This is a genomic window from Mammaliicoccus sp. JADD-157, assembly GCF_049310805.1.
Taxonomy (GTDB): Bacteria; Bacillota; Bacilli; order Staphylococcales; family Staphylococcaceae; genus Mammaliicoccus; species Mammaliicoccus lentus.
On sequence record NZ_JBMOVZ010000001.1, the window covers coordinates 84,020 to 106,269 of the forward strand.

26 protein-coding genes are annotated in these 22,250 nt (G+C 31.1%); 11 read left to right on the plus strand and 15 right to left on the minus strand.

The window, feature by feature from the left end:
* Positions 1-76: 76 nt before the first annotated feature.
* The 5 genes from ACO6VN_RS00440 (at position 77) to ACO6VN_RS00460 (ending at position 3,950) form a co-directional block, all read left to right on the plus strand.
* Positions 77-769 (plus strand): HAD family hydrolase, encoded by a 693-nt coding sequence (locus tag ACO6VN_RS00440; RefSeq protein ID WP_016999469.1) that lies wholly within the window; start codon positions 77-79, stop codon positions 767-769.
* A gap of 2 nt (positions 770-771) precedes the next feature.
* A complete protein-coding gene (locus ACO6VN_RS00445; RefSeq protein WP_422404084.1) occupies positions 772-1,563 on the plus strand; it encodes an alpha/beta fold hydrolase in 792 nt (263 codons plus the stop codon).
* A gap of 111 nt (positions 1,564-1,674) precedes the next feature.
* On the plus strand, positions 1,675-2,202 hold the full coding sequence (locus ACO6VN_RS00450; RefSeq protein WP_194200106.1) for an SA0570 family protein: 528 nt from the start codon (positions 1,675-1,677) through the stop codon (positions 2,200-2,202).
* 105 nt (positions 2,203-2,307) lie between these two features.
* On the plus strand, positions 2,308-3,024 hold the full coding sequence (locus tag ACO6VN_RS00455) for a hypothetical protein (protein ID WP_016999472.1): 717 nt from the start codon (positions 2,308-2,310) through the stop codon (positions 3,022-3,024).
* 140 nt (positions 3,025-3,164) lie between these two features.
* Positions 3,165-3,950 (plus strand): alpha/beta fold hydrolase, encoded by a 786-nt coding sequence (locus tag ACO6VN_RS00460; protein ID WP_064204218.1) that lies wholly within the window; start codon positions 3,165-3,167, stop codon positions 3,948-3,950.
* 99 nt (positions 3,951-4,049) lie between these two features.
* Here ACO6VN_RS00460 and sarA read toward each other — a convergent pair whose 3' ends face one another.
* The 11 genes from sarA to ACO6VN_RS00515 form a co-directional block, all read right to left on the minus strand.
* Entirely contained in the window at positions 4,050-4,418 is a 369-nt protein-coding gene (sarA, locus tag ACO6VN_RS00465) for a global transcriptional regulator SarA (protein WP_016999474.1), read from the minus strand.
* Positions 4,419-4,787: 369 nt separating this feature from the next.
* On the minus strand, positions 4,788-5,906 hold the full coding sequence (locus ACO6VN_RS00470; protein WP_016999475.1) for a mannitol-1-phosphate 5-dehydrogenase: 1,119 nt from the start codon (positions 5,904-5,906) through the stop codon (positions 4,788-4,790).
* Entirely contained in the window at positions 5,906-6,340 is a 435-nt protein-coding gene (locus ACO6VN_RS00475; protein WP_016999476.1) for a PTS sugar transporter subunit IIA, read from the minus strand. The genes ACO6VN_RS00470 and ACO6VN_RS00475 overlap by 1 nt, the downstream gene beginning before the upstream one ends.
* A gap of 6 nt (positions 6,341-6,346) precedes the next feature.
* A complete protein-coding gene (locus ACO6VN_RS00480; RefSeq protein WP_422404085.1) occupies positions 6,347-8,389 on the minus strand; it encodes a BglG family transcription antiterminator in 2,043 nt (680 codons plus the stop codon).
* 24 nt (positions 8,390-8,413) lie between these two features.
* The gene (locus tag ACO6VN_RS00485) at positions 8,414-9,928 is read right to left on the minus strand and encodes a PTS mannitol transporter subunit IICB (protein ID WP_194200110.1); all 1,515 of its coding nucleotides are present in this window, start codon (positions 9,926-9,928) and stop codon (positions 8,414-8,416) included.
* Positions 9,929-10,222: 294 nt separating this feature from the next.
* Positions 10,223-11,002, minus strand: a complete 780-nt coding sequence (locus ACO6VN_RS00490) for a transporter substrate-binding domain-containing protein (protein WP_194200111.1) — start codon at positions 11,000-11,002, stop codon at positions 10,223-10,225.
* The gene (locus ACO6VN_RS00495; protein ID WP_016999480.1) at positions 11,003-12,340 is read right to left on the minus strand and encodes an MmgE/PrpD family protein; all 1,338 of its coding nucleotides are present in this window, start codon (positions 12,338-12,340) and stop codon (positions 11,003-11,005) included.
* Positions 12,337-13,095: an amino acid ABC transporter ATP-binding protein gene (locus ACO6VN_RS00500; protein WP_016999481.1), complete on the minus strand. Its 759-nt coding sequence runs from the start codon at positions 13,093-13,095 to the stop codon at positions 12,337-12,339. Before ACO6VN_RS00500 ends, ACO6VN_RS00495 begins: the two co-directional genes overlap by 4 nt.
* 11 nt (positions 13,096-13,106) lie before the next feature.
* Positions 13,107-13,733, minus strand: coding sequence for an amino acid ABC transporter permease (locus ACO6VN_RS00505; RefSeq protein WP_050988897.1), 627 nt, complete (start codon positions 13,731-13,733; stop codon positions 13,107-13,109).
* Between the two features lie 34 nt (positions 13,734-13,767).
* Positions 13,768-14,337, minus strand: coding sequence for a GNAT family N-acetyltransferase (locus tag ACO6VN_RS00510; RefSeq protein WP_103268688.1), 570 nt, complete (start codon positions 14,335-14,337; stop codon positions 13,768-13,770).
* 9 nt (positions 14,338-14,346) lie between these two features.
* Positions 14,347-15,654: an LLM class flavin-dependent oxidoreductase gene (locus tag ACO6VN_RS00515; RefSeq protein WP_422404397.1), complete on the minus strand. Its 1,308-nt coding sequence runs from the start codon at positions 15,652-15,654 to the stop codon at positions 14,347-14,349.
* A 374-nt stretch (positions 15,655-16,028) separates the two neighbouring features.
* On the opposite strand from ACO6VN_RS00515, the gene ACO6VN_RS00520 reads away from it, so the two are divergent.
* The 5 genes from ACO6VN_RS00520 (at position 16,029) to ACO6VN_RS00540 (ending at position 18,537) form a co-directional block, all read left to right on the plus strand.
* A complete protein-coding gene (locus ACO6VN_RS00520; protein WP_016999485.1) occupies positions 16,029-16,361 on the plus strand; it encodes a general stress protein in 333 nt (110 codons plus the stop codon).
* 145 nt (positions 16,362-16,506) lie between these two features.
* A complete protein-coding gene (locus ACO6VN_RS00525) occupies positions 16,507-16,830 on the plus strand; it encodes a hypothetical protein (RefSeq protein WP_422404086.1) in 324 nt (107 codons plus the stop codon).
* Positions 16,831-16,843: 13 nt separating this feature from the next.
* A complete protein-coding gene (locus tag ACO6VN_RS00530) occupies positions 16,844-17,029 on the plus strand; it encodes a helix-turn-helix transcriptional regulator (protein ID WP_194200117.1) in 186 nt (61 codons plus the stop codon).
* 21 nt (positions 17,030-17,050) lie between these two features.
* Positions 17,051-17,257 (plus strand): hypothetical protein, encoded by a 207-nt coding sequence (locus ACO6VN_RS00535; RefSeq protein ID WP_422404087.1) that lies wholly within the window; start codon positions 17,051-17,053, stop codon positions 17,255-17,257.
* A gap of 59 nt (positions 17,258-17,316) precedes the next feature.
* Positions 17,317-18,537, plus strand: a complete 1,221-nt coding sequence (locus tag ACO6VN_RS00540) for an MFS transporter (RefSeq protein WP_422404088.1) — start codon at positions 17,317-17,319, stop codon at positions 18,535-18,537.
* Between the two features lie 19 nt (positions 18,538-18,556).
* On the opposite strand, the gene ACO6VN_RS00545 is transcribed toward ACO6VN_RS00540, so the two are convergent.
* On the minus strand, positions 18,557-18,868 hold the full coding sequence (locus tag ACO6VN_RS00545) for a thioredoxin family protein (protein ID WP_016999490.1): 312 nt from the start codon (positions 18,866-18,868) through the stop codon (positions 18,557-18,559).
* A gap of 68 nt (positions 18,869-18,936) precedes the next feature.
* Here ACO6VN_RS00545 and ACO6VN_RS00550 point away from each other — a divergent pair, with 68 nt between their 5' ends.
* On the plus strand, positions 18,937-19,134 hold the full coding sequence (locus tag ACO6VN_RS00550; RefSeq protein ID WP_194200119.1) for a DUF6440 family protein: 198 nt from the start codon (positions 18,937-18,939) through the stop codon (positions 19,132-19,134).
* A 386-nt stretch (positions 19,135-19,520) separates the two neighbouring features.
* Here the strand turns inward: ACO6VN_RS00550 and ACO6VN_RS00555 are convergent, their stop codons facing one another.
* The 3 genes from ACO6VN_RS00555 to mgtE form a co-directional block, all read right to left on the minus strand.
* The gene (locus ACO6VN_RS00555; RefSeq protein ID WP_064204212.1) at positions 19,521-19,937 is read right to left on the minus strand and encodes a DUF2188 domain-containing protein; all 417 of its coding nucleotides are present in this window, start codon (positions 19,935-19,937) and stop codon (positions 19,521-19,523) included.
* Positions 19,938-20,024: 87 nt separating this feature from the next.
* Positions 20,025-20,612, minus strand: coding sequence for an undecaprenyl-diphosphatase (locus tag ACO6VN_RS00560; RefSeq protein ID WP_194200120.1), 588 nt, complete (start codon positions 20,610-20,612; stop codon positions 20,025-20,027).
* A 223-nt stretch (positions 20,613-20,835) separates the two neighbouring features.
* A complete protein-coding gene (mgtE, locus tag ACO6VN_RS00565) occupies positions 20,836-22,185 on the minus strand; it encodes a magnesium transporter (protein ID WP_103268696.1) in 1,350 nt (449 codons plus the stop codon).
* Positions 22,186-22,250 lie beyond the last annotated feature (65 nt).

The following is a 22,250-nucleotide window of genomic DNA, read 5'->3' on the forward strand; positions in this document are numbered from 1 at the left end:
GGTGTTTTTAGCTATAAAATTGTTGTTGCTTTCTGAATAGAATAGTTTAAAATATTTCTATGAAAGGGATGATGACATGGATTCATGTGACATTCAAGCAATTATCTTTGATTTAGAAGATACGCTTGTAGATCGTGAAAAGTCACGATTAAAATTTTTGGAAGAACAATTTGAAAGATTTCATGAATTGATGGTTACAGTCCAAAGACGTGATTTTGAAAAGGTATATTTAACGTTAAATCCCTACGGTTTAGAGGATATAGAATGGGTTTATCAAGAACTCGTTAAGAGATTAAACATTGAAAAAATTACTTGGAAGATGTTTTATAATGACTATAAAATGCATTATTATAGATACCACTTTCCGTTTTACGATACATTGTTTACTTTAGACAAATTGGAAAGTATGGGATATAAACTAGGTGTTATTGCAAATGGTGAAAGCGAGAAAGTTACACATGTAATCAACGCTATTGGTATAGATCCATACATCGACTATATTTCAATTTCAGAAGATGTAGGTGCGATGAAACCAGATCCTATTATTTTCGAAGATAATATGAAACATTTAGGTGTTAAGCCAGAACAAGTATTATATGTTGGTGATTGTCCAATCAATGATATTGCTCCCGCTTATGCGATGGGGATGAAAAATGCTTGGGTTGCTAATTCGGTATTAGGAACACCTGAAGAAAATGAATTAGATTATACAATTGAAAATTTAAGTGATTTAATAGAGATATGTAAACAAATTCAAAGAGGTGAATAATCATGAATTTATTCTTAACTAAAGAGAATGTAGCAATACATTATGAAACAAAAGGAAAAGGTTTCCCGATAATATTATTGCACGGTGTTTTTCAAGATATGGAAGTATTTGCACCTCTTATCAAAAATTTGAGTAAACAGTATCAAGTGATATCTATAGATATGAGAGGGCATGGTTTAAGCGATGCACCATTTGATAGTAGAGTTGATGATTACGTTTCAGATATCCAGCAATTACTAAATGGATTATTTATTAATCGAGCTTTTGTTATTGGTTTAGAACTAGGTTCAACTGTAGCACTAGGGCTTGCTTATAAAAGTCCAAATTTAGTAGAAGGTTTAATATTGATTAATCCTACAGATAATCATAAAACTTTCCCGGAAAACCGTATTTACGATAGACATGCAGATGAAATAAGAACAATGAATGATGAAGAAAAAGAAAAATATTTAATGAAATTTAGATATAAAAACATTAAAAAAGCTAAAAAGTTTGTAAAATCGCATATACCTTCTCATGCATTACAAACAATGGAAGAAGAAATCACAATAAAACGTTCATTCAAAGATTTTGATATTCTTGCTTTATTACATGAAATTAAAGTGAAAACACTTGTCATTTCAGGAAAGTATGATGGAAAAATCTTATATAGTGAAGGTCAAAAAATAAGCGAACTGCTACCAAATAGTGAATTTATATTATTTGAGCAGTCTGGAGAACTACCATTTGTTGAAGAAAAAGAGAAATTCATTAGTGAAATGAATGAATTTCTAAGTGGAATTCCTCAAAATTAATCATTTTGTTACATGATTGTAATAAAAGTAGTCAAATTGTAATGAGTATGTTATAATAATCGCAGGTTGGATGCATAATTAAAAAGACAGATAAATGGAGGAGAACCTCATATGAAAAAATGTCTCTTAACTATTGCGATGTTACTTATGGTTTTACCATTTTCACCGTTTACTGAGGCACAAGCAGCAAATGATACCCACTTAGATATAAATGAGAAGAATATAGAATCATATAAAGAGGGTACTCAAGCCATTGAGAATATTAAAATTGGAGATAAAGTTTCAAAAATTAAAAACAAATATCCTAATTTAATGTACTCATACTCTGATGACAGTAATGAAAAAGAAAACTATTATGAATTTGACACAAAAAATGGTCATATGATTATTACAGGAACAGGCAAAGGTCAGAATGAATCAGTTAAACGTATTACAATGATTTATGATCAACTGACTAATGTAGATTTAAATCAGTTAGTAGACCTTTTAGGTGAAGATACTACTAAACGTGTACAAGATAATAAATATACTGGCGGTTATGCTTACGTGAATAATGATAAAGCGCATTTCCAACTATCGAAAGCTACACCAGACAGTAAAGATTATAAAGTGTATCGTATTGATTTAGGCCAATATTAAATAGCTTGATAGCTCAATAGCTTAAACGAATCCCCTATTATTGTAATATACATATTGCATAATGGGGGATTAATTTATACAATATGAGAATAAGGTGGTGTGTTAATGCGTCCTAACAATACAGTATTACTTGAAAATGTGAATGATTATTTACAACATGTAGGTGTATTGCCTGAGCGAATAGACAAAGTTCAGCATTCATTAAAGAAAGATATGAAAAAATCAGACGAAAAAGAAGTTGATTATGCTGAATACAGACATAAATCACACGCTGAAATTCTTCAAATTATACAACGAAATTTAGCAATTGTTAGCTATAACCCTATTCTTTTTTATACATTAAATTTCTTATTATTTGCATATTTACTTGATAAGAAATTGGTTTTATTTAGTGCTGTGACAGGATTATATGTATTATATGTAATTTTTATATTAACAACATCACTAGGTGTATATTTAACAATAAAACGGAACAGTTATTTGTATCCCAATAGAAAATTGATGATTACCAATATTACTGTTTTTGGTATAGGCCTTATCCTTTGTGTATTAAAAATCTTTAATTTGAACTTAGGCATTTATGTTTTGCCGTTAGTCATTTTCCAAGCGATATTCGTAATAGGCCTTATGTTGTTAATTCTCGCGATTTTCCTACGTAAATTAGAAGTTGCTGCAATGGGATTTATTGTTTTACAAAAAACAATCTCATCTGTGACAACTAATGAAACGATAATTATGAGCGTGACTATTGCTAGTTGGGCAATTATATTGATGATTATTTTATTCTTCGTAATGAGATATTCGACAAGAAGATACGTTTAACTAAATAATATTAAAATCAGGCTGAGACATTTATTTTATGTCTCAGCCTGATTCATTTTCATTTTATTAAATTAAATATATAAAAGTGTGAAATTGTGTTAATCGGGTATATTATTACTGTAAAGTTGGGAGGATTACTTATGGGTAAACTAATAACAAGGGATGGTACTCAAATCGCTTTTGAGAAAAATGGAAACGGGACTCCATTAATTATGTTGCATGCATTGAGTATGAATTTAGCAGCATTTCATTCTACAGTCGAACAGTTAAAAAACGATTTTAAAATATATTCAATTGATTCCAGAGGACATGGAAAATCAGATAAACCAACAGAAATTTCAATACAAGAACATATCAATGACATCATTGATTTAATGGATGCTGAAGGCATTGAATCAGCATATATTGTAGGTCACGATATGGGTGGTGTAATCGCTCAAGAATTGACGATACAACAACCCAAACGTGTTAAGAAACTTATCTTAATATCATCTATTTCTAATAAAGGAAAACAGCCTCTCATTAAATTAATTGCAAAACATAGAGATAAAGTTGCCGGCTTTAGTAAAGAAGAAGCGATGTTAATTTTGTTTAATGAAATTTTTTATAACACTGATACAACGTTCAAATGGTACCAAGAAGTGAAAAAATATTATCGAATGACAGAAGAACAAGATGCTATATCAGTGCGAACAATTAATGGTATTAATATTGAGTCAGATGATATTAAAGTCCCAACACTTATAATAAAAGGGAAACATGATCCATTCTTAGATGAAGATGAAACAAATCATATTAAAAATGCACATACAGAACTCTTTGAAAATTCAGGACATGCACCTTTTATCGAAGAAAGTGAAAAATTTAAAAAAGTAGTTACTAAATTTTTAAAACAATGCACTTCTATGAAACAATCAATATCATAAGTATTATGTCTTAATAAATTTATACAATAAAAAGGTACACCAAATAATTTTGGTGTACCTTTTTATTTGTATCAAGAATATTTAATGCTTGATGCAAAATTAATCATTTATATCAGTATTAGCTATTTCTTTATCGATTTTTGCGATGACGTCAGCTATAGATTTGCGTTGTTTTTTATTAACTAAAATTAATACAGTACGTTCGTCATATTCATTTCTTCTCTTAGTGAAATAGTCTTGTTGTGATAAGTTTTTTACAGCTTTAACAATTTGCGGTTGTTTATAGTTGAGTTTATTAATGATTTTCTTTAAATGATATTCTTCTTCATCCGTGTCATTAATGTAAGTAAGTACAGCAAACTCTTCGAAGCTTAGTGAAAAATCTTTTTTAATGATTGACTTTAATTTGTCCACATACGTTACAAGCGATAATAAATCCGAACAATTTTCTATTTTAGAAATTGCCATTTTGAATCCCCCTAGATAATGGTTTTTTAAATTTTGAAGAAACACAAAGTAATACAACCCCTTGTATCATTCAATAAAAAGCTTTTTGTATTTCAAAACTATGATTTTAGTTAATCAATTATTTTCTTATTTTAGCTCAAATATAGCTATATGTAAACTAATAAGAGTAGGATTTAATTAAATATTAATACAAATAATATAAATGTCACAAACGAAAGTCACACATAATATAATGTTAAGAAATTTAAGTGTGCAAAAAATATTAATTCTTCTAATAAAATAAATAAAACATAACGAAATGATGAGATATTAATTGTATTATTTATAGAATGAAAAGAAAAAGCCGTATATTATACGGCTTTTCAAAAACTACTTTTCAATTTCTGTGTATTGTATGATGACTTCTTCAATTGTTTCAGCATCTAACTCTGCATATTTTTGTAAGAATTCTGCCACACTATGTTCTTTGATATAAGTGTCTTTTTCGACAGTTTCTTTGTCATTTACATCTTTGTATTCTAGTAAATAACAAACAGCTTTAACAAGTTCAGAATGCTTTTTATTTCTTTTTGCTAATTCGATTAAAGGTTTAACGATTCGATCATTTGGTCCAACTTTACGTAGTACACCTCTACCAACTCTTGTAACATCATCTGATAGGTAAGGATTATTAAAGCGACCAATTATTTTTTCAACATAATAAGCTTGGTCTTCTTTAGTGAATTCATCAAATGTTGATATGAGGTACTCACTTGTTTCGTTAAGTACTTCATGTAAACCGGCTTTAATTTCTTTATCTTGAATGGCTTCAAGAATTGTATTGTAACCTTTGTATTGTCCATAATACGCTAAGTAAGCATGACCAGTGTTTACTGTCATTAATTTTCTTTCGATATATGGCGTTAAATCATCGACGTAATGTACATCTTCTAATTGTGTTCCTTGCCATTTTGACGCTTCGACAACCCATTCAAAGAATGGTTCCACTAATACGTCTAATGAACCTTCTTTTTGACCTTGAGGAACAATACGGTCGACTGCTGAATTTGGGAATGAAATATCTTCTGATAGTGGACCAGTTATATTTAATATTGCTTCTTTCAACTGATCTGTAGCCATGATTGCATTCTCACAAGCAACGATATTAAGTTTTTTACCAGGTTCGCGTTCTGTTAAAAAGTTTGCAAAAGATTTAGCAATGATAGGTAAAATATTTACACCTACAGCTGTTGTAATAACATCTGCTTCAAGGATTGCTGCTTTTAAATCTTCTGTATTTGAAATGCTATTAATACCTTTGACGCCTGAAACAGGTTCTTTAGTATTTTCTTCATTAGCTATAATGACGTTATAAGCTTGTTCTTCGTTAATTTGATTGATAACATCCGCGTTTACGTCTACGAAAGTAACTTCGTAACCATTATCACTTAAAACTTTGCCAATGAAACCACGGCCGATATTACCGGCTCCAAAATGAATGGCTTTCATTAAAGCTCAACCTCCTCAAAGACTGCAAGAATTTCTTCTTTTGTTTGAGCATTTATAACTTTTTCAACGTTTTCTTCTTCACTAAATGTAATTGCGATTTGTGAAAGGATGTCTAAATGTTCGCCATCTTTACCAGCAATGCCTACAATAACTTTAGCTTCGTTACCGTCCCAATCAACGCCTTCTGGGATGTGTAGTAAAACTAACCCTGATTTTAATACTTCGTTTTTAGCTTCGTCTGTGCCATGTGGAATAGCTAAGAAATTACCCATATAAGTTGTTACAATTTGTTCACGTTCTTTCATAGCAGTGATGTATTTCTCTGTTACTGCTCCATCTTCTACTAATACTTGTCCTGCTTTTTCGATTGCTTCTTCTTGTGAATTTACTGATAAGTTCATAATAATGTTTTCTGGATTAAATAATTGTGTCATGATAAGTCACTCCGTTTTCGTTAATTTTTGTTTTAGTTTATTTAAGAAAAATGATTTAAGTGTATTTTCTATTAATACACGATCGTTTAATAGATGATTAATGTCATCTAAATGTTCTGTAATTAAAGATGATACTTCGCTCATTAGTTGTCCTTGTTCTGAATTAGCCGGTATAAACATTGAAACTAACCAATTAACCTCTTGCTCTTTATTTTCTATCGTCTTTAAGCTTAATGGTTTTATTAATTCTGTAATAATGAGCTGAGGTTTCTTTATTGATTCGTCTGATAGGTGAGGTATTGCTACTGGATACCCTGTAAGTGCAAATCCTTGTAACGCTGTTCTTTGTTCAAACTTTTCAATAAAATCATTACTATTTTCAAGGACGTGGTGTTTTGTCAGTGTTTGTACTAGATATCGAGTAAGATTGGTTACTTTTCTTTGTTCGAAAATCATGTTTTGAATCAAAGTTAAACTATCTTCTATAAAGTTGACTGTTTGATCATAATCTTTATGTGATAGCTGAGACTTTTCACCTACATCATCTTTTAATGCGTAATGTATATTTTGTTGTAAATCTAGGAAGTATTTAACACTTTCGGCATCTTGTTCAGGTAATAATGGATTAACTGTAATATGTGGATATTTCGTATCTAAAGAAACTGTTGAAATCATACCGTCATATTTAGAGTAATCAATAGATTTTAAATCACTTACTGAAACTTCTGTTGTCTCTGCTATTTCAGAAAAATGTTGTTTCAATCGATTAGATAAGATTCTACTTGTACCTATACCACTACTACAGACGACTAACACATGAAGTGAAGGACTTTGTTTTTCATTGAGCATGCCACCAAAGTGTAATGCAATATAAGCAATTTCACTTTTAGGAAAATGATAATCACTGAGTACAATCTTTAAACCTGACGAAACAGCTTCAAAAAGTTCTTTATCATAAGTTTCGATCATTTCGGTAAGCGGATTGTAGGTTTCAATGTTTGCTTCAAGTCTATTAATAGCTGGTTCTAAATGTAAATTTAAACCATTGAATAAAGACGTTTCATCTTTGAAAGAGAAACCACGTGATTTTACAAAATCAATTAATCTAGTTACACGTTGTTCGTGAATCTCGCTATTTTCATAAGTTGTTTCATGACGTCTTCTTGCGCCTCTTAAATGCATCGTAATAAAAGCAATTTCTGAACTGTTAAAAGTCACATCGTAAATGTCACTTAATACATTAGTTAAGCGAGTTGAAACTTTGAACTCTTCAGTTGAAATCAATTCGTTTAAAATATCGTTTTCAATTTCAACATGACCATCTTGTTTAATGCGTTCTATAGATAAAACGATATGGATAGTTAATGTTAAATAACTAGCTTCCGTTAACGTATAGGGTAGAACACCGAGTTCGTCCATTAGAAGTCTCTCAACGTTAAACAATCTATCTATATCTACGATGCCTTGTAAATGCGTTTCGTTTAAAGAGTGATAGACGAAGTGGTCTTCAACAACAGAATATACACTATCACTATCTAATTTTTCTAACATGATACGAGCTAATAGTTGTCGCTTGTTAACTTCTTCACCAATTAACAATAAACCTTCGCCACGTTTTCTTTCTATAGATAAATCATAAAGTGTTAATTCAGGTTCTAACTGTTCTAAAATTTTATTTAAAGTTCGTGTGGATGCACCAATTTCGTTAGCCAAACTATAAAGTTTAACTGGATCTTTAGACTGTATTAAATTGTATAGAATAATTACTTTTCTTTCTTCATCTGACAAATCGATTGTATCTTGCTCATTGAGTGCTTGCATAAATTGATCTATATCATCGGGGGCACCCTCAATACGTAAACCTAATTTAGGCACTCTAGATAAAGATAAATGATAATTTTCTAAAGTCTTTTCTACTCTTTTCATTTCTCTATGAACAGTTCTTGAAGAAATACCTAGAGTTTGGGCAATGTCATGAATCGTTAAAAAAGAGTGAAGGCGTTCAGATAGTAACTTGAGAACACTTTTTTCCCGATTACTTATCATCATTAACCTTCACTCCTTTGTTTAAAATTATTTTTTTAATTCATTGATAAGTTCTTCATATCTTGGAGAATTCAAGAAATTATCTACTGAAATATGAATTGCTTTAGGATTTTTCTTAATCGCTCTATCTGTTAATGTTTTTTGAGTAATAACAACATCTGCGTCGTCAGGTAATTGGTTGATTGCAGTATTTGTAACTTCAATATCTGATAGGTCAGCTTTTTTGAATTTATTTCTTAACATACCTGCACCCATTGCACTTGAGCCCATACCAGCATCACAAGCGAATATCACTTTTTGAACGTTAGAGAAATCGTGAGCATCTATGTTTTCAGTATCGTATTTATCTAATAATTCCTCAGATTCATCTTTTTCTTCTTCATTTTCAGAAGTTGCTTCATCTTCTGTTCCTGTGTTATCAGCTGTTAAAGCACTGCTTACTGAAGATTTTTTCCCTTTGCGAGCTTCCATATCTGCAGTTGCAGATTCTAAGTCGCCTTCAGGGTCTTTAGTGAATTTCAAGATAATCGATGCGACGATAAATGAAACGAGTGTAGCAAGAAATATGCCTAGTAACATGACTAAATAACTGCCTTTAGGTGTGATGGCGAAGTACGCAATTATAGAACCTGGAGAGGCAGGACCTGTCGTACCAAAGCCAAACATGCTAAATGTTGCAACACCTGTCATACCACCAAGTACAACAGCTACTAATAATAAAGGACGCATTAATACGTATGGGAAGTAAATTTCGTGAATACCACCTAAGAAGTGGATAATACCAGCACCATATGAAGTTGCTTTAGCTGTTCCTTTACCGAATACCATGTAAGCAAGTAATATACCAAAACCTGGACCAGGATTAGATTCTAAAGTATACAAAATAGATTTACCAGCTGCTGAAACTTGTTCAGAAGCTAACGGTGTTAACACACCATGGTTAATCGCATTATTTAAGAATACTGTTTTGGCAGGTTCGATGATGATACTTACTAAAGGTAGTAAGTGATGAGATACTAAGAAATCAACGCCCATACCAAGTAATTTCATTAAACCTTCAACTAATGGCGCTAATCCTTTGAAACCGACAATTGCCATTAAGAATGCTAGAATACCAGCTGAGAAGTTGTTAAATAACATTTCAAAGCCTTGAGGTGTTCTTGGTACTAAGAAATCATCAACTTTCTTCATTAACCAACCAAGAAGCGGTCCCATAATCATTGCACCAATTAACATTGGTGTGTCTGGGAATGCAGCAATAACACCCATTGTAGCAGTGGCACCAACGACACCACCACGTAAACCGTGTACTAAACGACCACCACTAAATGCTATAAGTAATGGTATTAAATATTTGATCATTGGATCTACCATAGTTGCAAGTTCTTCGTTAGGTAACCAACCATCTTCAATAAATAGTGCAGTTATGAGCCCCCAAGCAATAAAAGCACCAATATTAGGCATAATCATACTACTTAAAAATGAACCAAAGGCTTGGACTTTCGGACCTATACCCTTTTTCTTTTCAGTTTGTTCTGCCATGTAAAACACACCTTCCTTTACGTAAAAGTATTTGTACCTTTATCTTACGGAGAAGCGAGTCTATATACAATGAATACTAAATGTAACTTTGTCACATCAACTTTGCCATGTATGACAAAGCAGAGCAAAATAAAAGTACAGATGTGAAAATAAAACTTTTGTATAATTATACCCTTATATAGGTGTGATTACTAATAAAAGCCTTGGAGATGAATTTACGGTTCGATAAAAAGGAATTATCGAACAGCAAATACAAAATACAGGCCGATAATTTTATCGGCCTGTATTTAATTATTATTTTTTAGTTGTTGTATCTGTGCCAAAATATTTATCAGATAAATCGGCTAGTGTACCGTCTTCTTTGAGCTTTTTAAGTTCTTTATTTAGCTCATCGCGCAAGTCTTTATTTTCTTTTGTGAATGGGAAACTTGTGCCAACAACATTAAATGGTTTACCTACGAACTTAATATCTTTTCCACGTTTGTTTTTGTCTGCAGATAATACTGAGTCTGAGTTTACGTAACCGTCTATTCTTCTATTCTCTAAGTCGAGTAGGGCGCCTTCACGATTTTCATATGTTTTTGTTTTGATGCCATATTTATTTTCTTTATTAAAGTTTTCAAGTGATTCTGTGTGATTTGACCCTAATATACCTGATACTGTTTTTCCTTTTAAGTCTTCGTAGTTATTAATATCTTTATTTTTAGAAGAAGTCACAATTTGACTGCCGATATATGAGTACGGATCAGAGAATAAATATTTTTCTTTGCGCTCATCAGTAGTTGCAACAGCATTAGCTACTGTATCTACTCTTCCTGATTCCAATTGACCCATAATGCCTGAAAAATCAGCTTTTACCCATTTAACTTTATATCCTGCTTCATGTGCAACTTTTTCGAAAGCTTCTATATCATAACCTACTAATTTACCGTCTTTTTCATAAGAATTTGGGTAACTTTGTCCTGTTGTACCTGCAACAATGGTACCTTTATCTTTACCGGATTTACTTGAATCATTTGAACAACCGGCTAGTATAATTAAACCAATGATTAATAAAGTGAATATTTTTTTCATTCAGCAAACTCCTTTGTGTATAAATTGGTGTAAAGCGTCAGTGTTTATAATTTGGTAAAACTGTTTGATATTCTCCCAATGTATGGGAGAAGAATGTTTTAACTTATTTAAATGTTCTTCTGGAGCTAATGGGTTATATGGACTGCCCTTAGGTGTATCTATTCTTTTCTTATAAATAGTCCCATCATTCATTTTGATTTTTACAATTGTAAATCGATTTTTGGGTAATGCAAATTTATTGGGAACAATTGTGTCATCATACAGTCTATGTACCTTAGCCATTAATTCATGTATTTCTGACTGAATAGGATTGTTTAAGAATTGTTCAGGGTTTAAATGCTTGCCTAATAGTAATAAGGAGGACACATATTCTGCACTAAAAGCTCCTTCTTGACCAGTTGTTGGATGAGTGTATTTAAGTGCTGCATCTCCATTTGAAGGGAAAATAATATCAATTGTTTCAATTTTATCTATAGGAATGACATTAGTTGCTTTAATACTATTAATAGCATCGATCAAATGATAATTAGCAGAGCAACATGGATAGAGTTTAAACCATAAACCAGGATTTGTTATTGACCATGTTTTCCCGAATTTTTCTATTAGTGTTTCAGGCATGTGTTGTGAATTTCCAAAAGTACCGTAAAAATCATCTAGCATATTTTGGTTACCTTTTAAAATTTGTTTCTGTGCCACTCTTGTTGACCAGTAGGCTTTTTGTGCAGCTAGTCCAATATGTAATGCTTTAATATCTGAACCGAATTGCCCACGTAATCCACTAGCTTGAGTAACAGCAATACCGATTGCATTTGCAAAATCATTAGTATCCAAGTTTAGATAATAACTACAAGCTACAGTAGCACTTATTAAACCAATTGTAGAACTAGCATGCCAACCATTTTCATAATGCTCAGAACCTATTGTTTCTCCTATTTGTGTCGCCATTTCAACACCTATAATATAACTATCGATAAAATGATTAAAAGTTTGGTTATTGTGTTCTGATATTGATAGTAAGCTAGGTAAAATAATTGCGCTAGGGTGCCCCCTCATACTTGAATGTACATCATCAAAATCTAGAATATGTGCAATAAATCCATTTATTAGCGCTGCATTAGAAGAAGTTACTTCACCTTCGTAGCCTATGATTGAGGATTTCCCTTTACCATCTTCATTAATAGCAAATTGTATAAGTGAGTGAACTGCTTCTTTATTTTGTGCAGCAAAACAAGTCGAAATAAAATCTAGAATGCCTGTTAATCCATTATCGCGATCTTTGGGTGTAATATATTGAGAACGATTGTATATCGTATTGATGAGTTGTTTAGTCTTTGTCATTGAATAACCTCTTCATCATTAAGAGTATCTACTTTTTTAATGAAAGACTGGGTACGATTGTGAGAAGATGGGTCGAAAATTTCTTCTGTCGTACCACTTTCAACTATTTCGCCATCTTCCATAAACACTATTTTATCGGCAACATCTTTAGCAAATGACATTTCATGAGTGACGAGTATCATTGTTTTCTTCATAGATGCAACGTCTTTTATAATTTTTAATACGCCTGATACTAGCTCCGGATCTAACGCTGAAGTTGGTTCATCGAATAATAATAATTGTGGATTCATAGCCAGTGCACGAGCAATACCTACACGTTGTTGTTGGCCCCCTGATAATGTGGCAGGATATTTATCTTTGAATTTTAATAAACCAACTTGTTCTAAGTATTTTTCTCCAATTTGAATTGCTTCTGGTTTAGATATTTTTTGAGTGGTAACCAATCCTTGTGTAACATTTTCTAATACTGATTTATTTTTGAATAGGTTATAATGCTGAAACACCATTGTTGATTTTTGAATGAGTTGTTGTATTTGTTTTTTCTTATAACTTTCAGCATTTATTGAAACATCGTCAATTGATATAGTACCTGCATCTGGTGTTTCTAACCAATTAAGACATCGTAATAAAGTTGACTTTCCTGATCCAGAAGGTCCGATAATTGCCAAAACTTCCCCTTTGTTTAACTCAATATCTATACCTTTTAAAACAGTTGTTTTGTTGAAAGATTTCTTGATTCCTTCGATTTTAATCATAGAACCTTCACCTAACTTTCATATGGTTTGTTTAATTTTTTCTCTAATAGACTTTGTAGATACGTATATATAATAGTAATCAACCAATAAACAATAGCAACCGCTAAGAATGTTTCTAAATATTTATACGAAGCGGACGATAATAATTTACTTTTCGCAAAAATTTCAGTTACTCCTAGTGTAAATACGAGTGATGTTTCTTTAATTAAGCCAATAAAAATGTTACCTGATGCTGGTATAGCGTTTCGTGTAGCTTGAGGTAATACAATTTTTATATAAGTTTGTGTTTTACTAAGGCCAATTGAATGAGCGGCTTCGAATTGTCCTTTATCAACTGAAGTAATTGCAGCTCTAAAGATTTCAGCTAAATAAGCAGCATTTTTAATACTAAGGCCAATTATTGCGGCAGTTAAAGCATCAATTACACGCATCCCGGGTATAAGTTGTGGTAATCCATAATAAATTAAAAATAGTTGTACTAAACTTGGTATAGATCTAAAAAATGATATATACACAATGGCTATTTCTTTCAATACAGGAATTTTTGCGCGTAATATTAGCGCAATGATTAAACCGCCAATTATAGATAGAATTAATGAAACAATAGCTAACATTAAAGTTATAGGTAAGTAAGGCATAAGCTTTGGAAATGTTTCAAAAAAATATATTGGGTCAAAGTTCAATTGTTTCACCTTCTTCAAATTTGACTTGAGTAAACTTTTTCTTTAATTCTTGTTCACCTTTGAATTTCTGTTTATTTAATATTTTTATAAAATATTGTGTAATGTGCCCTTTTTTTAAATCCTGTTTCCCGAATTTTTGATAACCTTTATTTAAATACATATTACTTAGCCAAGGATGGTTAGAAGCTGTACCTAAAGTTACAGCAGGTGAGTTTAATTCGTTGAGTAAAATGTTTTGTTCTACATATGTTAATAATTTTGAGCCAAAATGTTTGTTTTTATATTTAGGTGAAGTAGCAAACCACCAAATGTGTGGAAAGTAATAAGGTCCAGGATTATTACTCCATGGCATGCGTAATGAAATCGTACTCACTATTTCATTGTTTATTTCTAATACATAACATAAGTTTTCTTCTAAATTTTTAGTTATAGATTCTATTGTCGGATTTGCAGATTGAAAATTAATACCTAAAGTGCGTATAGGTTCATATGCAAGAAACATAAGTTCTTTTAATGCCTTAGTATCTTTTTTGTTTGCTCTTCTAATAGTTTGTTCCATATTGCACCTCTATTCATTATTCAATCCCAGTTTTTCTCTTAAAGTTCCCTTGTTATAAGATGTTTTGTATAATCCTCTTTTTTGCAAAATTGGTATAACTTTTTCAATAAATAACTCAAATTGAGAGGGTAATATAGGAGGCATAATATTGAAACCATCTGCTCCAGATGAGTTAAACCATTTCTCCATCTTATCGGCTAGTTGATTAGGTGTTCCTACAAATATATGGTGACCTCTAGAACCAGCAACTTTTTTATAAACTTCTTCTAGCGTTAAGTCTTTAGCAATTGCTTCTTTATGAATGACTTCAAAACGACTTTGTACACCATCACCAACTGTTAAATCTAATTCACTAAATTTTTTGTCTAACGGGTATTGAGATAAATCAATATTCCCCACATAAGGTGATAATATATTTAATCCTACGTGAGGCAAAATTAAGTCTTGAATTTCTTGATAATTTTGTTCAGCTTCTTCGACTGTTTCACCTAAAATCGGGAACAAACCAGGCATAATAAAAATGTCATTTGGATTTCTATTTTCATTAATCGCTTTATTTTTCAACTTTTGGTAAAAGTCTTTTGCATCAGTTAATTGGCTTTGTGCAGTGAATATAACATCAGCTACTTTTGCTGCTAAATCAGTTCCAGTAGGTGACGATCCTGCCTGAATTAATAATGGTCTTCCTTGAGGTGAACGTTCAATATTTAATGGTCCTCTTACTTTAAAATGTTTACCTTCATGGTTAATAGTGTGCAGTTTTTTACCATCAATAAACTTTCCTGTTTCTTTATTTCTAATAAGTGTATCTTTTTCCCATGAATGCCAAAGTTTATTTGTTACATCAACAAATTCGTTAGCACGTTCATATCGTAATTCATGCTCCATTAACTTAGTTCCATTGAAATTCTCTGCGGTAGATGGAATGGAAGAAGTGACGATATTCCATGCTGCTCTCCCATTACTTATGTGATCTAAAGAACTAAATTGACGTGCGATATGAAAAGGTTCGCTATATGTAGTAGAAGCTGTAGCAGCTAATCCTATATTAGTGGTATGTGTTGATAATACTGATAATAAAGTTAGAGGTTCAAAGCGACTCAAGATATTTGGATGTGAACTCTCAGAGACAAATAAGCTATCAGCAAGAAAAGCTAAATCAAATAAGCCTTTCTCTGCTAGTTGAGCCGTACGAATTAAATGATTTAAATCCATGGGTCCTTTTTCATTAACGTTTTCGTGGCGCCAACTTGCAACATGATGACCATATCCTGCTAAAAAAAGTCCGAGTTTGATGTGTGTATTCTTTGTCATAATATCCTCCTAAACATTCTAATCCGATAGTTTTAATATGCATTAAAGATTACCACTTTAAATAAGCTAGTGTCAACGTAATTCTGATAAGTATATTCGGGATTAAAAGGTGAGAAAATAGAGTAGTATTATAAGAATAATTAAAATATTAAATTACCCTTATCAAATACAGTTTTTTATAGTAAAAAGATAAATAGATACAATATCAAAATTTAATAAGAATAAATAGAGTCTTAAAATGTATACAAGAGGTTTTATTTACTTTTGAATTTTAACAACAAAAAAATCGTTGAATAGGAAATATATGCCAAAATGATGTTTGAACAATTCTTCAGTGGGAATACTAATAATATAATATAGAAATGGAGGCTTTATTCATGACAGTAGTAAAAACTTATAATAATGACGAAGCGTTACAGAACGACATTAACAAACTAAAAGATGTGAATATTGATCCGTCAAATGTTTTTGTATTATCACACGATGATGATCGTACGGCACGTATTGTAGAACACACAGATTATTCTGGTATTGACTACAATAACAAAGACTTAGGTCAAAAATTCGACAAGCAAGGTGACGAATTAAGAGCTAAATTACAAGAGCTTGGTTTATCAAAAGAACAAGCGGAAGAAAACGAAGAAAAAATGGACGAAGGTAAAGTATTTCTAATTGTCAAAGATGACAAAGCAAAAGAAGTATTAGGATAATTAGCAAAACCTCTCATATAGCAAAAGCCTATCTCAATTTGAGATAGGCTTTTTTAAATTATAAATGTAAAAAGTATTTGACATATATCTCTGAAATGTTAGCATAAAAATGTAAAATACTTTTGACATTAAGGAGTAGTAATTTATGATCGTACTGAAGTGGATAGCTTTTATTATAATCACATTTGTGATGTGGCAATTTTATTTTAAATTCATTACGATTGATACTAAAGAATTTAGAAGAGAAAAAAGATTAGATGAACGAGCGCTAAGAATGAGATTAGAAGTATTATCAAGAACATTTGGATTCATGTTTCTTGTCATTATGTCCTACATCGCCTTAAAAATATCAGGACTTAAAGGTGATGCTCATAATGTATTTATGGAAAATCTTGAAATAGTATTTTTAGTTGTATTAATTGTTAACTATTGTATAAATGTAATAATGGTAAATAAAAAGTACAATTGAAAGCGGGAAAATAATGAAAAACAGAATTAGGGAATATCGTAAAAAATTAGGGGTTTCACAGGATACATTAAGTAAAAATGTAAAAGTAACAAGACAAACAATAAATGCGATAGAAAACGACAAATACGATCCTACATTAGCTTTGGCATTCAAATTGGCTAAAGAATTTAATGTAACAGTAGATGAATTGTTTTCATAAATAACTTTAGGAGGAATCAAATTGAAAAAGCAAGACGAAATGGAGAAACGGCATTTTTATATCGCTTCAAAATGGACAACAGCATATTTTTTAATTGTGCTAGTGATATACAATTTATATACAAAATTCACAACAGGGGAATTTGATGTTGTGTGGCTTATTCTATTAATAGGGCTTATTTTATTCACAAGTATTCTAACTTTTTATAAATATAAAACGAAGATATAATATAGCACCTTTAGTGTATTATATGTATAATGTATAAAAACTTAAAGTGGTGATTTTTCTTGAAAAAAAACTTCTTATTCATAATTTTATTTACTTTTTTCAGTATTATAGGAAGTAAATTATTTACTTTCGCTTTATCTTTTCACGTCTTAAATATTACTGGAAGTGTTCAAAGTTTCTCGAATATCGTCATTATTTATTCTGTTGTTTTTATACTAGGTAGTACACTTATGGGTTATTACATAGATAAAATTAATAAAAAACTTTTTATTATATCAATGCAGTGTATTTCAGTAATCTCAATTATTGGAATATATGTAATTCCTAATAGTCTTAATCAACTTATATACATATATATCATTGTTACCATACTTACCATCACAGATATAGCGGTGACTTTGGCTTTTAATAGTGGACTTCTAACTTTAGTAAGTGAAGAATATTTAGATAAGACCGTTTCGTATAGAAATGTCATACAAAATATTATACAAATTGGCGCACCAGTATTAGGTGGTATTATTTATGCATATTTTGATATAAAAACTTTTACGATTATTATGTTGATAACTGAATTAATTTCTTTATTGTTCGTATTATTTATTAGTTTCAATAAACTAAATGTTGAAAATGAAATAGAAGAAATGAAAGATACATTTTTTAATAGTTATAAGACAGTTTTTAATTTTTTAAAGATGAAAAAAGATTTATTTATAATTATTTTATCAGGGGCTATTATTAATTTTATGTTTGGGTTTATAACAGTTGGCATACCCGGGAGTTTTGTTACTTTATTTAATATGAATTCTAAACAACTAGGGTTAATTGAGACCGCTATGCCAATAGCAGGAATTATATTTGGAGTTGTGTATCCTCGAATTAAAAATAAAGAATCATTAATATTTAATATGCAATGCGCAATGATAATACTAGCTTTAGGTCTTCTTATATTATGTACGCCTTTAACAATAGGTTTAACTAGCCAGCTTGTAGTCATTATTTATTTTGTAAGCATGTTTATTATGGGTATAGGAATCATATTGAGTAATATCCCAATCAATATTTATGTTCAAAAAAATGTACCCGAAAATATTAAAGGAAAATATCTTGCTTTGCATCAAACAATGTCTCAAATTATGATGCCCGCAGGAATTTTAATATCGGGTATATTATTTGATATTCATAATTATTTCTATTTAATATCATTCTTGCTTACGACGTTATTAAGCATAGCAATAGCTTTTTCATACCAATATTTAAAAAGATATGATGGTGCAGTTTAGAACACTAAAAACTTATATTTTATCCTACTACTTGTTCTATGCGATAACGTAGTTCATTGAAGTCTAAAATACGTGCTTGTCTATGAACTTCTTTTTCGTTATAAAAAAGCATAACAACAGGAGACGTGAACAAATTCAATTGTCCTACTGCTTCTGGTACGTCATTTGCTACAATTTCATAAGCGGGTATATTATATTCATTTACTATATCTTGAACGATAGGGTGGTCTGCTTTACATACAGAGCAGTTTTCACTTGATACATAAATTAATACAAAATCATTCGAATGAATGATAGTGTTGAATTCATCGAAATTTTGAATGATTTCCATATTATCACCTTCTGATTTGATTATAATAACAAGTATTGTAACATGATATATGATAAGGAGTGGAAAATATGTTTGGTAAAACAAATAATCCCAAAAAGGATAAAAGATTTTATATAAAATCTAATGAAAATTTAGGTGCGTTAGGTAAAGTAATTGTGTTAGTTGACAGTGAAACAGGCGTGAATTATTTACAGTTTGCTAGCGCGGGAAGCTCAATTACACCCTTGTTAGATGAAAATGGAAAAGTGATCGTTGATAAAGTTTAAAATATATCATAAATTGGCACCTTTATATTGGCTATATTGAAACTATAACAGGTCTCATATATGAAGAAAGGAGATCAAATATGTTTATAGCATTTATAATATTAATTATTTTGACCTTCTTGATGCTTCTATATTCCTTAGCGATTCTTATGGGAAAAGATAGCGATGTGTACTCGATGTTATCTAAAGAAGAGAAAAATCTTTCTGAAAAAAAGAAGATGATTATTTATTTTGTTAGTGTCGCATTGTTATTTGGATGCTTGTTATATTTCTTTTATTTTTTCACTTAATAATTGAGTGATGATTGTTTTAAAAGTTCCAAAAATTGAATGAATATAAAAAAAGAAACTTCTTTTAGAATTAAAGAAGTTTCTTTGCTATTTTAATTAATTTTCATTCTTTTTATGTTCTATAATCTGTGTTCCACGGTTAGATGTGATGTTTCTTGCTCGTTTCAGTGCATCTTCTTTTTTATCAAAGGAGTCACTGGCTTGCTTAGCGCCGTCTGTTTTAATCTTCCATTTATCATCTTCATAATAAACGTGGACATCTCGATCATTTAATTCAGGGTTTGATGACTCGTCTTCTTCGTGCTTAGTAATTTTTTTGTCTTTGAGTTCATCGAGTTCTTTTTTAGATGCATCTTTATACCATGATTCCGCTTGTTCAGTTGCAATAGGGATTGTATCTTCTTCTTTATAACCATCTTTAAGCATAGCGTTACCGATATCAATTGCTTTTTTTCGTTTTAATTTTTCGAAGTTCTTCCAACTTTGCGGATAATCGTCCATTGTCCAAGGCATATACAATTCATCCTTTCATAATATCTATACATATCAATACCACTTTATAGAAAAATGAAACAATGGTTACTTTCATATAGAATTTAATTACTTGGAGACTTTGGAGAGGACGTAATCTTCGCCTAGTTCATAGATGTCTAATAGTTTTTTAATGACATTTAGTTGAGGGATAATCCAATAACAGAGTGCAGCGCCTATTATACCTAATATTGCTCCGACTAATATATCTGCAGGATAATGAACGCCTACCCAGACGCGTGAAATACTCACTAGAATAGCTATTGCTAACCATACGTATCTTAAATTCTTTTTGAAAAGTAAAAAGGTAATACATATCGAGAAAAATTCTATTGCATGGTCACTCGGGAACGAGTTGTCAATCGCGTGACCAATAAGTTGATTAACATTGCTTAACTCAGCAAATGGCTGATTGTTGGAATGAATCGCTCCCGCTATAGCTCCAAATACTTCTGCGACCACAAAAGCAAACATACTGCTAATAATCATAATCCTATTTTCCCGTTTCCTAGTAAACCAATACATGATAATCCCGAAAAGTAAAAAGTATTTCATATACTTAGCAAAAAATATCATGATTGGATTTAAAAACATAACTTCTTTCCCTAAATCATTAAACATTCTAAAAAGTTCAATGTTTATTTCCGATAAATTCATAAAACCATTCCTTCAATACTATAATTTTAATTTTAAAGTTTAATATACTTAATCTCTGACTATACCAAAGTGAAGCAACAAGATAAACCTCAAAATAAAAAATAGCATTAGACATCAATATCCATTATAAAAAAACTCCCAATTCGATAGACTTTGAATGTCGGAATCGGGAGTTTTATTTATATATTTGATTTTAAAAGTGCATGCTTGCTCATCGCAATATTTATGTTAAATAACTCATAAATGAAGTTGCTAGGCTAAAGTAGATTAACATGCTGACAATATCGTTTATTGTAGTAATAAATGGACCGCTTGCTACTGCTGGGTCAATGCCTATTTTGTTCATAAACAATGGGATAAGTGATCCGATTGTTGTACCAACTGTCATAGCTGTTGTTAAGCTTATCCCAACGATAGTTGCTAATAATGGTTGGCCATATAGTATTACAATGATAGAAAACAGTATAAGACTACATACTAAACCAGAAATAAAACCACTCGCGGACTCGTGTAATGCGTGTCTGACTTTATTTTCTTTTTCCATATCACCAGTAGAAATGCTTCGTACGGAAACGGCTAATGATTGTGTTCCTGTATTACCTGACATACCACTAATAATAGGGATAAACGCTGCGAGTAGTGCGACTTGTTCAAGTGTGTCTTCAAATGAACCTAATATTGTAGCAGTTATCATACCTAAGAATGTAAGTAAGATAAGCCACGGCAAACGTTTTTTTGCAGTTTGTAAAACAGATTCTTTTGTCTCTTTTACATCATTAATACCAGCTAATTTTGAATAGTCTTCGCTAGCTTCTTCTTCCATTACGTCTAAGATATCATCAACTGTAATGATACCTAGTAAATGATGTTGATAATCTACAACTGGAATGGCGATGATGTCATAGTCTTGAATTGTTTGAGCAACAATTTCTTGGTCTTCTGCAACGTCTGTGCTCACAAAGTTTTCGTTCATTACGTTTTTAACATGGTCGTCCATATCGGCGTTAATTAAATCACGTAATGACATAACGGCTATTAATTTTTTTTGATCATTAACAACGTAAAGTGCATAAATTGTTTGAGCTGAAGATGATTTCTCTTTAACGTGCATAAGTGCTTCTCTTACACTCATTTCAGGCGTTAACGAAACATATTCAGTAGTCATGATACCGCCGGCAGTATCTTCCTCGTAATTAAGTAATGATTTTAATGACTCAGATTTATGTTTATCCATAATCGTTAACAAGCTAACGCGCTGCGTTTTACTTAATAGATTAAGTACGTCAACAGCATCGTCATCTGACATGTTTTGAAGAACTTCACTTGCATAGTTTGCATTCATTTCATCGAACATTGATTTTTCTTCTTTTTGACTTAATTCTAAGTAACTCCAGAAGTTTGCTACTTCATCAGGAGATAGAAGTTCGAAAACCTTTTTCTGTTCTTCTGTAGAAAGCGAATCGAAGTACTCACTTTGCTCATAGGCGTGCAAGTGTAAAAATCCTTCTCTAAAATCACTGACTTCGTTGCGCTCTAGTAATTGAGTTAGGCGCTCGTTAATATATTCGTCCAATGCCATTCCTCCTTAATCCATTAAAATAAGTACATAACCAATTCTAGATTATATTGTTAAATTAG

Excerpts from the sequence above, each read along its gene's own strand:
- ACO6VN_RS00440 (WP_016999469.1), top strand. The coding sequence starts at position 77 with ATGGATTCATGTGACATTCAAGCAATTATCTTTGATTTAGAAGATACG.
- ACO6VN_RS00445 (WP_422404084.1), top strand. The coding sequence starts at position 772 with ATGAATTTATTCTTAACTAAAGAGAATGTAGCAATACATTATGAAACA.
- ACO6VN_RS00450 (WP_194200106.1), top strand. The coding sequence starts at position 1,675 with ATGAAAAAATGTCTCTTAACTATTGCGATGTTACTTATGGTTTTACCA.
- ACO6VN_RS00455 (WP_016999472.1), top strand. The coding sequence starts at position 2,308 with ATGCGTCCTAACAATACAGTATTACTTGAAAATGTGAATGATTATTTA.
- ACO6VN_RS00460 (WP_064204218.1), top strand. The coding sequence starts at position 3,165 with ATGGGTAAACTAATAACAAGGGATGGTACTCAAATCGCTTTTGAGAAA.
- sarA (WP_016999474.1), bottom strand. The coding sequence starts at position 4,418 with ATGGCAATTTCTAAAATAGAAAATTGTTCGGATTTATTATCGCTTGTA.
- ACO6VN_RS00470 (WP_016999475.1), bottom strand. The coding sequence starts at position 5,906 with ATGAAAGCCATTCATTTTGGAGCCGGTAATATCGGCCGTGGTTTCATT.
- ACO6VN_RS00475 (WP_016999476.1), bottom strand. The coding sequence starts at position 6,340 with ATGACACAATTATTTAATCCAGAAAACATTATTATGAACTTATCAGTA.
- ACO6VN_RS00480 (WP_422404085.1), bottom strand. The coding sequence starts at position 8,389 with ATGATGATAAGTAATCGGGAAAAAAGTGTTCTCAAGTTACTATCTGAA.
- ACO6VN_RS00485 (WP_194200110.1), bottom strand. The coding sequence starts at position 9,928 with ATGGCAGAACAAACTGAAAAGAAAAAGGGTATAGGTCCGAAAGTCCAA.
- ACO6VN_RS00490 (WP_194200111.1), bottom strand. The coding sequence starts at position 11,002 with ATGAAAAAAATATTCACTTTATTAATCATTGGTTTAATTATACTAGCC.
- ACO6VN_RS00495 (WP_016999480.1), bottom strand. The coding sequence starts at position 12,340 with ATGACAAAGACTAAACAACTCATCAATACGATATACAATCGTTCTCAA.
- ACO6VN_RS00500 (WP_016999481.1), bottom strand. The coding sequence starts at position 13,095 with ATGATTAAAATCGAAGGAATCAAGAAATCTTTCAACAAAACAACTGTT.
- ACO6VN_RS00505 (WP_050988897.1), bottom strand. The coding sequence starts at position 13,733 with ATGCCTTACTTACCTATAACTTTAATGTTAGCTATTGTTTCATTAATT.
- ACO6VN_RS00510 (WP_103268688.1), bottom strand. The coding sequence starts at position 14,337 with ATGGAACAAACTATTAGAAGAGCAAACAAAAAAGATACTAAGGCATTA.
- ACO6VN_RS00520 (WP_016999485.1), top strand. The coding sequence starts at position 16,029 with ATGACAGTAGTAAAAACTTATAATAATGACGAAGCGTTACAGAACGAC.
- ACO6VN_RS00525 (WP_422404086.1), top strand. The coding sequence starts at position 16,507 with ATGATCGTACTGAAGTGGATAGCTTTTATTATAATCACATTTGTGATG.
- ACO6VN_RS00530 (WP_194200117.1), top strand. The coding sequence starts at position 16,844 with ATGAAAAACAGAATTAGGGAATATCGTAAAAAATTAGGGGTTTCACAG.
- ACO6VN_RS00545 (WP_016999490.1), bottom strand. The coding sequence starts at position 18,868 with ATGGAAATCATTCAAAATTTCGATGAATTCAACACTATCATTCATTCG.
- ACO6VN_RS00550 (WP_194200119.1), top strand. The coding sequence starts at position 18,937 with ATGTTTGGTAAAACAAATAATCCCAAAAAGGATAAAAGATTTTATATA.
- ACO6VN_RS00555 (WP_064204212.1), bottom strand. The coding sequence starts at position 19,937 with ATGCCTTGGACAATGGACGATTATCCGCAAAGTTGGAAGAACTTCGAA.
- ACO6VN_RS00560 (WP_194200120.1), bottom strand. The coding sequence starts at position 20,612 with ATGAATTTATCGGAAATAAACATTGAACTTTTTAGAATGTTTAATGAT.